Source organism: Balneolaceae bacterium, from assembly GCA_034521445.1.
GTDB lineage: Bacteria > Bacteroidota > Rhodothermia > Balneolales > Balneolaceae > JAXHMM01.
In genome coordinates, this window is record JAXHMM010000003.1 from 348,561 (window position 1) to 362,137 (window position 13,577).

General features: G+C 59.8%; 14 protein-coding genes. 2 read left to right on the forward strand and 12 right to left on the reverse strand.

What is annotated here, in order from left to right; translation table 11 throughout:
* The first annotated feature begins 174 nt into the window (after nt 1–174).
* Entirely contained in the window at nt 175–1,032 is an 858-nt protein-coding gene (locus tag U5K31_02070; protein MDZ7771514.1) for an SDR family oxidoreductase, read from the forward strand.
* A 27-nt stretch (nt 1,033–1,059) separates the two neighbouring features.
* On the opposite strand, the gene U5K31_02075 is transcribed toward U5K31_02070, so the two are convergent.
* The 6 genes from U5K31_02075 to U5K31_02100 form a co-directional block, all read right to left on the reverse strand.
* Complete coding sequence (locus U5K31_02075; GenBank protein MDZ7771515.1) at nt 1,060–1,215, reverse strand: hypothetical protein; 156 nt, start codon at nt 1,213–1,215, stop codon at nt 1,060–1,062.
* A 267-nt stretch (nt 1,216–1,482) separates the two neighbouring features.
* The gene (locus U5K31_02080; protein MDZ7771516.1) at nt 1,483–2,328 is read right to left on the reverse strand and encodes a hypothetical protein; all 846 of its coding nucleotides are present in this window, start codon (nt 2,326–2,328) and stop codon (nt 1,483–1,485) included.
* 77 nt (nt 2,329–2,405) lie between these two features.
* Nucleotides 2,406–2,588, reverse strand: coding sequence for a PspC domain-containing protein (locus U5K31_02085; GenBank protein ID MDZ7771517.1), 183 nt, complete (start codon nt 2,586–2,588; stop codon nt 2,406–2,408).
* A gap of 69 nt (nt 2,589–2,657) precedes the next feature.
* Entirely contained in the window at nt 2,658–3,299 is a 642-nt protein-coding gene (locus tag U5K31_02090) for a CDP-alcohol phosphatidyltransferase family protein (GenBank protein MDZ7771518.1), read from the reverse strand.
* Nucleotides 3,300–3,434: 135 nt separating this feature from the next.
* Entirely contained in the window at nt 3,435–5,681 is a 2,247-nt protein-coding gene (locus U5K31_02095) for a TonB family protein (GenBank protein ID MDZ7771519.1), read from the reverse strand.
* Between the two features lie 2 nt (nt 5,682–5,683).
* Nucleotides 5,684–6,061 carry a BlaI/MecI/CopY family transcriptional regulator gene (locus U5K31_02100; protein ID MDZ7771520.1) on the reverse strand — a complete coding sequence of 126 codons (378 nt, stop codon included), beginning with the start codon at nt 6,059–6,061 and terminating at the stop codon, nt 5,684–5,686.
* 345 nt (nt 6,062–6,406) lie between these two features.
* Between U5K31_02100 and U5K31_02105 the strand changes: the two genes are divergently transcribed.
* The gene (locus tag U5K31_02105) at nt 6,407–7,873 is read left to right on the forward strand and encodes a hypothetical protein (protein MDZ7771521.1); all 1,467 of its coding nucleotides are present in this window, start codon (nt 6,407–6,409) and stop codon (nt 7,871–7,873) included.
* Between the two features lie 42 nt (nt 7,874–7,915).
* On the opposite strand, the gene U5K31_02110 is transcribed toward U5K31_02105, so the two are convergent.
* The 6 genes from U5K31_02110 to porV all read right to left on the reverse strand — a co-directional run bounded on the left by U5K31_02110 (nt 7,916) and on the right by porV (nt 13,576).
* The gene (locus U5K31_02110) at nt 7,916–8,761 is read right to left on the reverse strand and encodes a purine-nucleoside phosphorylase (GenBank protein MDZ7771522.1); all 846 of its coding nucleotides are present in this window, start codon (nt 8,759–8,761) and stop codon (nt 7,916–7,918) included.
* Nucleotides 8,745–9,548 carry an MBL fold metallo-hydrolase gene (locus U5K31_02115; GenBank protein ID MDZ7771523.1) on the reverse strand — a complete coding sequence of 268 codons (804 nt, stop codon included), beginning with the start codon at nt 9,546–9,548 and terminating at the stop codon, nt 8,745–8,747. Before U5K31_02115 ends, U5K31_02110 begins: the two co-directional genes overlap by 17 nt.
* A 90-nt stretch (nt 9,549–9,638) precedes the next feature.
* Entirely contained in the window at nt 9,639–10,592 is a 954-nt protein-coding gene (locus U5K31_02120) for a PhoH family protein (protein ID MDZ7771524.1), read from the reverse strand.
* Between the two features lie 160 nt (nt 10,593–10,752).
* Nucleotides 10,753–11,457: a ribulose-phosphate 3-epimerase gene (rpe, locus tag U5K31_02125; GenBank protein MDZ7771525.1), complete on the reverse strand. Its 705-nt coding sequence runs from the start codon at nt 11,455–11,457 to the stop codon at nt 10,753–10,755.
* A 29-nt stretch (nt 11,458–11,486) separates the two neighbouring features.
* Nucleotides 11,487–12,350 carry a PASTA domain-containing protein gene (locus U5K31_02130; protein ID MDZ7771526.1) on the reverse strand — a complete coding sequence of 288 codons (864 nt, stop codon included), beginning with the start codon at nt 12,348–12,350 and terminating at the stop codon, nt 11,487–11,489.
* A 119-nt stretch (nt 12,351–12,469) separates the two neighbouring features.
* Nucleotides 12,470–13,576, reverse strand: coding sequence for a type IX secretion system outer membrane channel protein PorV (gene porV, locus U5K31_02135; GenBank protein MDZ7771527.1), 1,107 nt, complete (start codon nt 13,574–13,576; stop codon nt 12,470–12,472).
* Between the last annotated feature and the right edge of the window lies 1 nt (nt 13,577).

Here is a 13,577-nt window from a genome sequence, read left to right on the forward strand (position 1 = left end):
GAGATTGCATAGTTCTTTATCCCTAAGATGATTACACTGTTCCCATAGGACCAGGAAAAGAATGGATAGATTTTTCATAGTACTTGGTAGTGTTAATAGAGAAATATGTATTTAGTAAAAAAATTGTATTCCACGAGCTTTTCAAGAAACCTACATAATTATACTACTTGGGCAATGTTCACAGACAACACACTGAAAGGGAAAGTCATCTTTATCACAGGAGGCGGCAGCGGACTGGGCCTGCAGATGGCCCACACCTTCGCCTCGCTGGGCGCCCACATCGCCATCTGCGGGCGCACCGAATCCAAGCTGGAAAAAGCCGCCGAGCAGATTGACGATGCCGGACCCGGGCAGGTGCGTTACTACACGGCCGACGTGCGCGATTACGAGCGCATAGGAGAGGTGACCCGGGGCATCGTGGAGGAATTCGGGCAGATGGATGGGCTGGTCAACAATGCGGCGGGCAATTTCCTGAGCGCCTCGGAAGACCTCACACCGGGCGGATTCAAGGCGGTGGTGGACATCGTGCTGCACGGTTCCTTCAACTGTACTCACCATTTTGGCAATTATTTGATCGAGGAGGAGCGGCCCGGCAATATTCTCAATATCGTGACCACCTATGCCGAGGGCACCGGTTCGGCTTTTGTGCTGCCCTCCGCCTGCGGCAAGGCGGGCGTGATGGCCATGACCCGGTCGCTGGCCTACGAATGGGCCACCTACGGCATACGGCTGAATGCCATCGCCCCGGGGCCTTTTCCCACCGAAGGGGCCTGGACAAGGCTGGTGCCGGATCCCGATTTTGAAAGCAAATTTCTGAGTCGCATCCCGGCCGGGCGGTATGGCGACCCGGAGGAGCTGGCCAACCTGGCCGCCTTCCTGATGTCGGACATGGCGGAGTATATCACGGGCGAGTGCGTGGTTATCGACGGGGGCGAACGCCTCGGGGCGGGCCAGTTCAATTTTATTGACGGGATGGCGCCCCGCGAGAAACTGAAGGAGTTCTTCCGTTCGATGAAGCCTGACCAGGAATAGAATGCGGGCGTACGGAGGGGGATGGGACTAGCCTATCAGCATGGCCAGACTCAGGATCACGAAGATGAGCGTCAGGTAGAATGCCTGCACCTGCGAAGAGGGACGCTTCAGGTGCATGAGCTGTTTGAAGACGAAGTGATTCAGTCCCAGCTTGTAGTACGGATCAAATAGATTGTCTTTCATGTCGATACCTCACTGCGGTTTTGCTTCCGGCAGTATGGGGGCCTGTTATTCTAATTTTGCGAGTTATTGACCGGGGGGCGCCCCTTCCTGGTCTTCTACTAATGCATGTTACGGCGTTAATATTGTATTTGTTAACAATTTCTTAACATCTAAGATCTCAGGTTCAAGAAATTCAGTTATTTAGGATATGCCTGACAAGACCTTTGCGGGACCCGTTATTCACATCCCATGTTAAGAAATTGTTAAGAAATTGTGCGCGCAGAGGGGTCAGCGCAGGCGCTTGCGTATGCGGTCGACCAGTTTGGCGAGCTTCATCAGGTCGTAGCCGTTGTAGATGGTGGGGCGGCGAAGCTGGATGGCTTTAAGGAAGTGAGATACGGAGAGTTCGGCCGCACGGGTGGCGTCGAAGGAGCGCTTGTCGAAGAAGAGGTGGCCTCCCTCGTTCTCCTTGCCCAGGCGCACCGACTGGTTGTCCACATCGCATTCTGCCAGGCAGGTAAAGTCGGAAGCAAAACGGGTGTGGCGCGGAAGGGAGGAGCAGGTGGTGATGAAGATGTTGGAGGTGGCCCCGCTGTCGAAACGAAGCGACAACTGTACGGCGTGCTGGGCCTCCCCGCCCAGGTTAACCTCGTTGATGTCTAGGTGGTGTACCGTTCCCCGAATCCATTTGAGGCAGAAGGCCAGCTCGTCAATCCATAAAAACTCCGGATCGGTCTCCGTTTCCATGAACTGCGTGTGGCCCATTTCCCTGATCACCTGGATGAACTTGGGACTTTCGATGGATTGCATCATCCACTGCGAAGCGGGCGCTATGCTGGGCCAGTGGGAGAACTGGAGCAGTACGTTGGCCTCCTCGGCTGCGTGGTAAACCTTTTCAACGGCTGCCGTGTCGGTGGGCAGCCTGGAGATGAGAAAGGTGTGGTAGCCTATCTTGATGGCTTCCAGGAGGCGCTCCATCTGCGACTCGCTCTCGTCCAGCAGCAGGCAGGCGTCCACCTCGCCTGCATTTTTTAGGAGGGGGGTGATTACCACTTCGCCGACCGACTTGTGGTGTCGAAGATGCTCTTCCCAGGCGGCGGCTCGCTCGGCGGGGCCGATAATTCCTACTTTCATGGACCGGGTCCCATAGGTTCAGTCTTGAAGTGGAATATATCAGATTCCCGATAGAATACAGAATGGGGGAGGGGGTCTTAGTCGGGCATGACCAGGGCGAGGATGAAATAGAGCAATACCGGGCTTCCCCAGCCCAGGAAGGTGAAGATCACAAAGATGATCCGTACGATGGTAGGATCCCATCCCAGGTACTCGGCGATGCCGCCGCAGACCCCGGCGATCATTCGGTCAGTTGTTGATTTTTTCAGTCTTGCTCCCATGGGAATGGTCCGTAAGGGTTCGGATGATACAGTTTGATGGTAATGGTACGCAGCTTGCAGGCCATTGTTTCACTCCCCTCTCGCGTTCAGATACAGGGAGAGGCCGAAGTAGTAAAAGGGAAACAGAAACGAGCTGTAAACCAGCCATACGGGCGCGCTGTCGAGCAGGATCACCAGGGCCAGAAGCTGGGCAAAGTAGATACCCCCCAGGGCCAGTGTGAGGGTCTGCAGATGGGGCGTGCGGGTGGGATAGACGAAACGCACCGGAAGGAGGGTGACTACAGCGAATATCAGCAGTACCCCCGCGCAGATCTCTGGGGGCAGTTCAAGCAGGTAGAGATAGAGTACCACGATGTTCCAATAGGAGGGAAATCCAGTGAAGAAATGGTCCTCCGATTTGGCATCGGCATGGGAGAACTGCAGGGCGCTGGTCAGCGTGCAGCCCAGTACCACCCAGGCGGGAACCTGCACCACGGCATAGGCCCAGAAAAGTGGCGCTAGGGTCCATGTCACGAAATCGACAATGTTCTCCAGCAGATCGCCGCGGATAAGGGGGGCGTGACGGGATACGTTTATCCGCCGGGCCATCGTGCCATCCACGGAGTCGATGAACACCGCCGCGGCGAGAACCCAGAGCGCCTCCTGGAAATAGCCGTCCAGGGTCAGGATGACGGCCCATAGTCCCAGTGCTGCGCCCGATGCGGTGAGCACGTGCACTCCATATGCTGCAAAACGTGATCCGATAGCTGGTCCGTTGATTAAATCGAGCGAAACACGAAGTCAATAAAATAAAAAAAGCGGAACCTGTGAAGGCCCGCTTCAGGTAAAAGATTGAAAAAGCCCGAGTCAGCGCTCAATTCGAATATCCCGCCGCAAAGTCCGGTAGCCTACCAGGTCGACACGAAGGGTATAGCTGCCGGGCTCCAGGTTGGAGATGTCAAACGTGCCGTCCTCCCCCGTAGCTGTGGCGCGGTCCAGATCGAGGATCATCACATTGGCCATGGGCACACGATTGCCCGTCCGCGCGTCTATCAGCATGCCGCTCACGCGTCCGCTATCCGTATCGAGTTCCTGAAGTTCCAGCTTGGGGGCGCCGGAATCGGCCATATTCTGTCGCTCTAGCCACCGTATGGAGGAGCGGCTGTCCCCGGCGCGGTCCAGGTTCAGGTCGGTTACGTCCGATAGGTCAATGACCCTTGAGTTCTGTTCCATGCCCTCCCCGTCGGGGCGTACGGGCGGAGGCGGTGGCTGTCGTCCGCTGCCGTCCTCCACCGGACCGGTTTGAAGCCGGAAGATAATGGGCAGGGAGAACTGCACGCGCACAGCTTCGCCGCGCTGCCGGCCTGGTCGGAAGCGCGCGTGCTCTTGTATGCCCTCTACGGCTGCTTCGTCAAGCAAGGGGTGGACGCTTCGAACGACCCGAGGTTCCTCCACGCGCCCCTGTCTGTTAACGATAAATTGAATGACCACCTGTCCTTCGATGCTAGCGCGGCGCGCCGTTTCGGGGTAGTCTACACTCGACTGAAGCTCCGCCAGGCCACCTATGAGCTGGGGCTCCTCTTCCACGGCCACAAAATATTCATTTTGCTGTGACGGGGCGCCCGGCGGGGGAGGGGAGACGGAAGATCCCCCCAGCCGGTTTAGGTTGGCCTCGCGGTAACGGCGGAAGGCTTCCCAGTTGGGATAGAAGCCCGAGTGCATGACGGGACGGCCGTTCGACTCGCCCGCTTTGAATTCGAGGTCGTGACGTACGTAGAGGGAGACTTCATCGCGGTCGGCGATAGGCCGCTGCGAGCGCACCACCACCTCCAGTCCGCTGCGGCTGATGGAGAGGGTATTGCCGCTGATGCGTCCCGCCTCCTCCGACTGCGGGAATTCGCGGCCGGAAAAGATGAAGGTGCCGTAGCGTCCCAACGTCAGCGCCCCCACGCCGTCGACCGGACCCGATATGCGGGGGGTGTCGGCGCTGTCGCCGGATGCAGAAATCACCGTAGCCCCGTTTACATCGATGGAGGGATTATCGAGGACGATTTCACCCTCCATCGGCTGTTCATTTGTAGAATTGGAACGCTGCAGGTCGGTGCAGGCCATGATGCCGGTCACGAAGAGGGCGGTGACCATAGTGAGCAGGAGGCTGGATCGCAGGGGCGCGTTGGAGCGATTGTAGGCTTGCATCACTTCGATGCGCCTCTTGAGGGTGTTGGGTTCCACCGACATGCTCACATTGGGCAGGTGCTGGAAAACCGGGCGGGGCGCCAGCTCCAGCAGCAGTTCTGCGTACTTGCGGCGAGAGATGGATGAGTAGGAGAGCACCTCACGGTCGCAGGAGATCTCGCGGTACTCGCGTACTTCCCGGTGCAGCCTGTGTACCATGGGATGAAACCAGAAGAGGGCTTCGGCCAGCAGCAATAGCACATTCAGCGCGTAATCACTGTGCTTGATGTGCGTGAGCTCATGCCGGATGGACATATTTCTCTTTTCCCGCTGGTGTCGCAGGTAGGAGGGAAGCACGATGACCGGTCGCAGGGATCCGAAGGTGAAGGGCACCTCGGTTTCCTCCGAATAGGCCAGGCGCACGCGCCGTACATCCCGGAGCTCGTCGATCTTGGGTGTAAACTGCGTGGAGAGGGGCCGGGAGTCCAGGGAACGGGCGAACTGCCGCAGCCCGAACAGGTTGAGTCCAAGCAGCACTACCTGCCGGATGGAGACGATCAGGATGCCGGCCATCACGAGGCCGATCCAGACCATGGGTTCGCCCCATTCTACCCCCAGGGATGGGGCGGAGGCAGCCGGTTCTACGGCTGGCAGGGAAATGGGGCTCTGAATGACAATGAACTTCGCACTCAGTTCGCTCTGTGCGGCCTGCATCACCTCCTGCATCCAGGAAGTGCCGAAGGATGCCGCCAGTCCGATGGGAAGGGCCAGCAGCAGGGCGGCCCTCCCGTGGTACTGGTAGGCGATGTTAGACTGGTTACGAAGCCTCAGGAGGGCATAGACGAGGAGGGCGAGGCCGCTCCACAACGCCACGGGAAGCCAGTAGGCACTCAGGCTGGTGGCCCCGAGGTCACTCAGAAAACCTGCAATTTCCCACATGGTCAGTCATCCATACTGTCGATCATTTTTTTGATCTCCTCGCGGTCTTTGTCTGTGAGGCTTTCGCCTTTCACCAGTGTCTGGACCAGTTCCTTGGGAGAACCCTTGAATACCTTGGTCATGATGTCATTGACCAGGCTGAAGCGGACCGACTCGGGCTCCACGGCGGGGCTGTACACGTAAGTGACCCCGTCCTTGCGGTATTTGAGATAGCCCTTGTCCGCCAGGTTCTTCATTACGGTCATGATGGTGGTGTAGGCGACTTCTCGGTCTTCCAGGACACGTTTCTGTACCTGTTTGACGGTCGCTTCCCCGAAATTCCACACATGATGTAAAACTTCCATTTCTGTTTCGCCGAAAGGTGTAAGTGATTTTTTCATAACTACTCCGTGATTTTTAGGTGTGCACCTTAATACTAAAATATTCGTACAGTATTAAAATGCAAGTATTATTTTTGATTGGGGTTATTCAGGTAATATCCCCGTCCAGCTCTTCGGCCAGGCGCAGATCGACTCCCGCGGTCCCGTCTCCGGGACCATGACACCGACATTGTATTTAGCTGCATGGAATGTCCTACCTTGGAACTTCAGCAGTACCAAAGCTATTTCACAAGTGACTCCCGGTTAAGCCGGAAGGGTGTTTGGGGACCTGTGCGTGATCAATTCATTACCTTGACAATAATATTAAGCTAACCGTTCCGATAAATGCCTGGGAGCGAAACTTTTATGCAGAAAAGACTCTTTACGCGCAACCAGAGGCCGGTGGATCGCGACGGAGATTTCGTGCTCTACTGGATGACCATCCAGCGGCGCATGCACTTCAATTATGCCCTGCAGCGGGCGGTGGAGGAGGCCAACCGGCTCGGCAAGCCCCTGCTGATCCTGGAGAGCCTGGTATGCGACTACCCCTGGGCCTGCGACCGCTTTCACGCCTTCCTGCTGGAGGGGATGGCCGAACACGAACGGTTCTGTGCCGAACGGGGCGTATCCTATTACCCGTGGACCGCACGGGAGCCGGGCGCCCAGGAGGGCATGGTGCAGGAGTTGGCCCGCAGTGCCTGCTGCGTAGTGGCCGATGAATTCCCGGTGTATATCATCCGCGATTTCAACGAATCCATCCCGCAGGAGCTGCCGGTGCGCTACGAGTCGGTGGACAGCAACGGTATCCTGCCTCTTTCGCTTACCGACAAGGCGCCCTACAACGCCTACCACTTCCGCAAGATCGTGCAGCGGGAGTTCCTTGATCACTATACGTCGCCTCCACTCCGCAACCCGCTCGATGCGTTGCGGGATCGGTCGGCCATTACGCTGCGGAGATCCTTCCGGGAGCGATGGCCCCGGGCGGGGGATAGCCTGCGCGACCGTGATGCCTTCATGGCTTCACTGCCCATCGACCACGATATTCCGCCCCTTGACATCAAGGGTACCCGTCAGGCGGCCCTGGGCAAGCTGGGGCAGTTCGTCTCCCACGGCCTGCTGCAGTACGACGAGAAGCACAACCAGCCTGATGCTCGCGCCAACAGCGGACTGAGTCCCTGGCTGCACTTTGGCAAGATATCCTCCCACGAAATCGTGGAGACAGTGCTGGAGTACCAGCCGGAGGGATGGGACCTCGACCGCCTCACCTACAACAAGGGATCCACGGGAGACTTCTGGAACGGGGACCCCAACATCGACGGTTTTCTGGACGAGCTGATCACCTGGCGGGAGGTGGGTTTCCACTACGCACACCACGAGCCGGATTACGACCAATACGAGACGCTGCCCGACTGGGCACTGAAAACCCTCGAAAAACACCGCAGCGACCCGCGCGAGTGGATCTACGGGCTGGAGGAGCTGGCGGCGGCGCAGACGCATGACGAGATATGGAACGCCGCGCAAACACAACTCCGCCGCGAGGGCGTCATCCACAACTACCTGCGCATGCTCTGGGGCAAAAAGGTGATCCAGTGGACGCCTGATCCCGAGGTGGCGCTGGCCTACCTCATCGATCTCAACAACCGCTACGCCATCGACGGGCGGGATCCCAACAGCTACTCAGGCATCTTCTGGTGCTTCGGGCGCTTCGACCGCGCCTGGCAGGAGCGGCCCATCTTCGGCAAGGTGCGTTACATGACCTCCGAGAGCACCCGGCGCAAACTGAAGCTGGACCGCTATCTGGAGCGGTATGGTCCCGGGCAGTCGCTGCTTTAAGGAAGGTTCTGGCCCGGAGGTAAAGGCTATCGGGCGTTCTGCTTAGAGATCCCGGATCAGCTGCGTCACCAACCGCGCGAAATCCTCGCGGCGCGCGCCTGCAGCTTCTTTCACCTCCTCGTGGTTCAGACGGGCGCCGCTGACTACCCCGCTGGCCATGTTGCTGATTAGGGAGACTGCCACGGCGGGCAGCCCCAGGCGGGCGGCCTCGGCCAGTTCGGGGGCGGTGGACATGCCCACGGCGTCGCCACCCATCTCCCGGAAGGCACGGATTTCGGCCTTGGTCTCGTAGTTGGGACCGGTCACGTAGAGGTAGGTGCCGAGGTGGACCGGCAGCTCCAGGTCCCGGGCCATCCCGTAGGCCTTTTCGGCGAATGGGTAGAGGTTGTAGCGGAAGGGGCGCGCGGAGGTGGGGTGCACGAGGTGATTGGGACGCAGGATATCCCCCACCACCATCAGGTCGCCCACCCGGTAGGAGGTGTTGATGGCCCCGGCGGCATTGGAGATGATCAGCTTCTGGCAGCCGAGGGCGGCGGCCAGGGCGACCGGCAGGACGGTGCGCGCGAAGGAGTGTCCCTCGTAACGGTGAAAGCGTCCCCCGAAGGCCAGCACGCGTTGCCCCTCCACCGTGCCGGAAAACAGCTCCCCGGCGTGGCCTGCCACCGAAGTGCGCGGGAAGCCGGGAAGCTCGCCGTAGGAGATGGCGGTGGCATTTTCCAGTCGACCGGCAAAGTCGCCCAGCCCAGAGCCCAGGATCACCGCCGCGCGGTAGGGTCCCCCAACGTCCCGGCGCTCCAGCGCCTTCACCGTCTCATTCAGGGATGGGGGCGGGGTGCGGTCGGCGCCGTTCCCGTCAGCGGCGCGAAGAATGTCAGTCGAGGGGCTCAATGGTGTATCCCTTTTGTTCGTCGTAGTCGGTCAGCCGGAAGAGGGGGTGGAAGCTGTCGTGATATCCCATAACGATGTATTCCTCTTCCCAGGCCCTGCGCACCAGCTCGGCGCGAACGGTGCTGCTGAGGTCGGGGTCGAAGTCGTACTTGGCGGCGTACTTTCGATTCACCGCTCCGCGGGTGGCCAGTACGTCACCGGCCATCATATACTTCTGGTCACCGGATTCCGGCTCGAAATAGAGCACCTGGGAAAATTCGGTGTGTCCCCCGCAATGCCTTGCGCGCACGCCCGGCAGGGGCTCCTCTTCCGTCTCCAGGAAATGCAGGTCTGCTTTGGCGTCCAGGAAATGCACGAACTCGGTCTTTTCGGGGTCGTAGTACTCCTCCAGTCCCATCACCTTTTCCCAGCCGCGGCGGCTCACCCAGATGCGCGCCTCGGGGAAGGTGAGCTGCCAGTATCCCTCCCCGCGCCCGGCCAGTCCCCCGATGTGGTCGTAGTGCAGGTGGGAGGCAAAGACGTCGGTGATGTCCAATTCGGTGAGGCCCGTTTTCTCCAGGTTGGCCTTGATGATGTCGGTGGAGGTCCCCTCCCCGAAGCCGCCGATGCCGGTGTCGAAAAGCAGGATGCGGTTCTCGTCGGGATGCGGCAGCAGGAAAGGGTTGAGAGAGATTTTCAGGGCGCCCTTTGCCGGATCCTCGTCGCGGGCAATGCGGTGGAACTTCTTGTCCAGTCCCACGGAAAAGGTGCCTTCGTAAAGGGGAGAGACGGTAGGTGCGTTGTACAAAAGTGGACGATCCTGGGGATTGCGGTTGGTGCGTGCGCGGCCGCACGGCCGGGAATGCTAAACGGCTGCGGCGGGGCGGCCGTTTCGGACCTACCGTTTTTTATCCTCGTCAAACTTCTCGTAGGCCGAGATGATCTGGCGCACCAGCTTGTGGCGCACCACGTCGTTCTGGTCGAGGTAGACAAAGGAGATGCCCTCGATCTCCTGCAGGATGTGCTGGATGGAGATCAGGCCAGACTGCTTCTTGCGCGGCAGGTCGGTCTGGGTGACGTCCCCGGTGATGATGGCCCGGCTGTTGAAGCCGATGCGCGTCAGGAACATCTTCATCTGCATGTTGGTGGCGTTCTGCGCCTCGTCGAGAATCACAAAGGCGTTGTTCAGGGTGCGTCCCCGCATGTAGGCCAGGGGAGCGATCTCGATGGTGCCCTTGGCCAGGTGCAGTTCCAGGCGGTCGTACTCGATGAAATCTTCCAGCGCATCGTAGAGGGGACGCAGGTAGGGGTCGATCTTCTCGCGCAGGTCGCCCGGCAGGAAGCCCAGGGTCTCGCCGGCCTCCACCGCGGGCCTGGCCAGCACAATTTTCTTCACCTTGCGCTCTTTCAGGGCGCGCACGGCCAGGGCGACGGAGGTGTAGGTCTTGCCGGTGCCCGCCGGACCGATGGCGAAAACGATGTCGTTGGATACTGTGGCGTCTACGATGCGTTTCTGGCCGGGCGTCTTGGCCTTGATCTCCTCCCCGTCGTAGGTATGGAGAATAAAATCGCCGTCCACATGCGCATCGCGCAGGGGATTAGGCTGGGGGCGGGTGGAGGGGGCGTCGCGCTCATCTTTATGGATGGCAAGTACGGTCTCCACGTCCTCTGCGGTCAGGTCGCCGTTGCGCCCGGCCATGCGGATAAGCTCCTCCACGATGGCGCGCAGCTCGCGGCGGTCCTTCATGGGACCGCTGAGCTTGATGCTGCTTCCGCGCGCGGTGATCCGGGTGTCGGGGTAGGCAGCGTCAAGGGCGGCGAGGTGCTCGTCCTGGAAACCCAGGATCAGCACCGGCTCGACATCTTCGATCTGTATGGTTTCTTCTCCGATGGTTTGCTGCTGTGCGATGGGCGTTCCTCCGCTTGTTTGGTGGCAATGAAGGGAAAGATAAGGAATTCAGGGCTTTTCCTACAGCCTACGGGTCTCCTCTTTGCGCTCCCGCGGAAGGTGCTCAGGCCCAGTTGGCCGTACCAGCGCGGGCCTTCTTGGTCAGTTCGGAGATGCGGGCAGGGATATTGTCGGCCTTGAAAACGCTGCTGCCGGCCACCAGCACATCGGCCCCGGCGCCGACTACCCGCTCGATGTTATCCAGTCCCACACCGCCGTCCACCTCGATCAGGAAGGAGTGGTTGCCCTCCCGGCGCAGCCTGTGCACCTGCTGTAGGCGACGGTAGGTGGCCTCGATGAAATTCTGTCCACCGAAACCAGGATTCACGCTCATTACCAGAACCAGGTCTACCTCCTCCAGCACCGGCTCGATCACGGAAACAGGCGTGGCGGGATTAAGGGCCACCCCCGCATGTACGCCGTACTGTTTGATCTTCTGCAGTGAGCGATGCAGATGGGGGCAGGTTTCCTGGTGCACGGTTATCTGGTCGGCCCCGGCCTCTACGAAAGCCTCGGTGTAGTCGTCGGGATTCTCGATCATGAGGTGCACGTCAAGGAAGGACGCATCTGCCGCATGTGCGTCGGCGGCCCGTCCAGCGGCCTCCACGATGTCGGGTCCGTAACTGATATTCGGCACGAAGTGCCCGTCCATGATGTCGCAGTGGATCCAGTGCACACCGGCCTCCATGCAGGTGCCGATCTCCTCACCCAGCCGGGTGTAGTCGGCAGCCAGGATGGAGGGGGCGAGAATGGGAAGGTCGAATTCCATGGATTGCGGTTTGTGGTTGGGGATCAGCTTTAGAGTCGCCTGCTGTCGCCGGTGCGCACGTCGCCGGTGCGGATACGGTCCGTGCCCGTGCTGTCGGGCGGGGGCACGTAGGTGGTGTCGATCACGCCGCCCTCCTGTTCCTCGATCATGTCAGGCTGCTCGGAGACGATGAGCACAAGCGTTTCACCTTCAACGATCTGTTCCTGACGAGGCGTGTAGTCGAGAATGGTATTGGGAGGCTGGGCGTCGGAGGGCTGGAAGCGAAGCTCGGCACGGAGGCCAACCTCCCGCAGCTTCTGCTGCGCCTCGGTGATCTTGAGTCCCACGATATCGGGGACGGTCACCATCTTCTGGCCCAGTCCGTCGCTGACGGTCAGGTCCACCACCATGCCCTTGGGCACGGTGTCACCGGGCGCCACCGACTGCCGTAGTACACTGCTCTTGAAGCGTGAGGACTCGAAACTGACCGCGCCCACCTGCAGTCCGTAGTTCTGGAGCTGGATGCGGGCGTTGCGCAGGGAGAGGTTGACCACCTCGGGGACCACCACGGTGGGCGTGGTGACGGTGTTCACGGTCAGGTAGATCTTGCGGCGGGGCTTGACGATTTCGGCGGCTGCGGGGGTCTGGTCGATAACGTAGTTGGCGGGAAAGGCGGTATTGGAGCGACGGTCCGACACCTCGTTGCGCAGCCCGTAGGAGGTAAGCAGCGCCTGCGCCTCCTCCAGGGCAAGATGGCTCACGTCGGGCACGGTGACCCCCTCGTCGTAGTTGGTCAGGGCCGGCATGATCCAGAAGTCGAGGACCACCAGAAGCACAGCGAGTCCCCCGAGGGCCGAGGCGGCCGTGATCCAAAGTTTTCGGCTTTTCAGCAGTGCGGTCAGACGCTCTTTCATGGAACAGATTATAAGGTTCTGCGGGATGAAAGTTCCCGGTAGTCACATTTTGCGAAAGAGATCCTTTCGCAAAGAGGATTGCATGATAGAGAATGGCGAAAGTCTGCCCATCGTCTGGACTACATGTTCAGCAGCAGGCTGAAGCGCATGGTGTTGGCCAGCGGGTGCTCTTCCTCGAGGGTGTGGATGTAGCTGAAGTCCACCCCGAAAAACTTGTAGCGCAGGCCTGCGCCCATGGTGAAGAACTGCCGGTCGCCGTTGTTGGGATCCTCGTAGTAGTAGCCGCCGCGCACGGCAAAGAGCTCGTTGTACCAGTACTCCAGTCCTGCCGCATACATGAATTGCTGGAAAGTGTTCAGCGTGGCTGTGCCCTGGCCGGTTTCGCGGGTGTAGGTACCCCAGGAGCTGACCAGCGCCTCGAACATGCCGTGGGCCTCGCCGTTGTCGTCCACGCGGGCCAGCACCTTGGAGATGTCGTTGGAAAAGGTAAGGGTGTTGATGCCCTCCTGGTCAAGCTCGGTGGTCAGCGCCCATCCTATACGGAAAGTGGTGGGCAGCGGGTCCTTCTCGGCATTTTCGGTGTAATTGAGGCCCGAGCCTAAATTGGAGATGTTCAGCCCGAGGTTTACGTTGGCCTGGTTCCCGAAGAAGGCGAAGGCCGGCGACCGGTACATGGTCGCAAGATCCACGCCGATGCTGGACCCGGGGTCCACCTGCTGGGAGTTGACGGTGGTGCCGCTGGCCAGGCTGCTGTAGATAAAACGCACGCCCGTGCCTACGGCCCAATTGGCGTTTAGCTGGGTGCCTATCGAGAGTCCGCCTGCAAATTCGTAGCTGTTGAAGCGGCCGAGATTGTTGCCCCCGGCGTCGGTGTTGATCTGCTCGCCCAGGTTAAGGTAGGTAATGTGCGCGCCCAGGGTGGTGGAGCCGCCCAGGTAGGTCTTGCCCACCAAGTAATCGTAAAAGAGGTCGGCATTGAACTTGGGCAGCCATTCTGAGTGGGTGATGCTCACCTGGCTTCCGCGCTGGAAGCCCAGTCCGGCGGGGTTCCAGAAGACCGCCGAGGCGTTGTCGGCGATGGCCACGCCGGTGTTGCCCATGCCTGCGGCCCGGGAATCAGGCTCGATCTGCAGAAAGGGGACGGAGGTAATTCCCACCTGGGCCGAGAGGCTGAGGGGGAGGGCAATAAGTACCAGTGAGAGCGTGAAAAGGAATTTCCGTATCATA

What these genes read in the sequence shown, in the direction of transcription:
- U5K31_02070 (MDZ7771514.1), top strand. Translation starts at nt 175, where the DNA reads ATGTTCACAGACAACACACTGAAAGGGAAAGTCATCTTTATCACAGGA.
- U5K31_02075 (MDZ7771515.1), bottom strand. Translation starts at nt 1,215, where the DNA reads ATGAAAGACAATCTATTTGATCCGTACTACAAGCTGGGACTGAATCAC.
- U5K31_02080 (MDZ7771516.1), bottom strand. Translation starts at nt 2,328, where the DNA reads ATGAAAGTAGGAATTATCGGCCCCGCCGAGCGAGCCGCCGCCTGGGAA.
- U5K31_02085 (MDZ7771517.1), bottom strand. Translation starts at nt 2,588, where the DNA reads ATGGGAGCAAGACTGAAAAAATCAACAACTGACCGAATGATCGCCGGG.
- U5K31_02095 (MDZ7771519.1), bottom strand. Translation starts at nt 5,681, where the DNA reads ATGTGGGAAATTGCAGGTTTTCTGAGTGACCTCGGGGCCACCAGCCTG.
- U5K31_02100 (MDZ7771520.1), bottom strand. Translation starts at nt 6,061, where the DNA reads ATGAAAAAATCACTTACACCTTTCGGCGAAACAGAAATGGAAGTTTTA.
- U5K31_02105 (MDZ7771521.1), top strand. Translation starts at nt 6,407, where the DNA reads ATGCAGAAAAGACTCTTTACGCGCAACCAGAGGCCGGTGGATCGCGAC.
- rpe (MDZ7771525.1), bottom strand. Translation starts at nt 11,457, where the DNA reads ATGGAATTCGACCTTCCCATTCTCGCCCCCTCCATCCTGGCTGCCGAC.
- U5K31_02130 (MDZ7771526.1), bottom strand. Translation starts at nt 12,350, where the DNA reads ATGAAAGAGCGTCTGACCGCACTGCTGAAAAGCCGAAAACTTTGGATC.
- porV (MDZ7771527.1), bottom strand. Translation starts at nt 13,576, where the DNA reads ATGATACGGAAATTCCTTTTCACGCTCTCACTGGTACTTATTGCCCTC.